Genomic DNA, 556 nt, shown 5'->3' with positions numbered 1-556 from the left:
GGGTCGAACAGCGCCCGGCGCGCTGCGCCCCGCGACGGCTGGCCGGCAGCACGTCAATGCGCGAGGCCGCCGGGCTCCTCCCGCTCGATTGACAGCATGCCGAATATTGCTACGCAGGCCGGCGAGGCAGTGTCCTCAGTCCTGTTGCGGGATTGAAATCTCCGGGGCCGGTCCGGCCCATTTTTTGGTTCCCGTGCGTGGCTAAACTCAAACCTTGGACATCAAGCACAGCCCTGCTTGTCCGGTGGTTCATCTCATCGGCGACGCTCTCTGTCCCGCAGGCCGCGGGGCCGGTCGCCTTCGCGCTGGTCGCCCTGGCCCTGACGGGAGACACCAGCGGCGGCGCGGCGATGATCCTGGCGATGACGCTCGCGCAAGTGATCGGTGCGATCCCTATCACCCGGGCCGGGAGACGCTTTCCGCCGACGACCTTCCTGCGGTTGCTGGTGGTCTTTCGGACCCTTGCGCTCGCCGCCATCGCCGTGCTGGCTCACCAGGCGGCCGCCTTCGGCTGGCTCGTCGCAGTTTCAGCGCTTGCCGGGGCGGTGAACGGCGC

The 556-nt window shown here is 68.5% G+C and carries 1 protein-coding gene; it reads left to right on the top strand.

Features of this window, described 5'->3' with window-relative positions; genetic code table 11:
- Nucleotides 1-197: 197 nt before the first annotated feature.
- A partial coding sequence (locus AB4Y92_RS25370; protein ID WP_441822130.1) for a hypothetical protein occupies nucleotides 198-556 on the top strand: 359 nt, incomplete at its 3' end.

It is taken from the genome of Lysobacter sp. TAB13 (assembly GCF_052113885.1).
GTDB lineage: Bacteria > Pseudomonadota > Gammaproteobacteria > Xanthomonadales > Xanthomonadaceae > Lysobacter > Lysobacter gummosus.
This window is presented reverse-complemented; position numbering and strand designations above follow the sequence as displayed.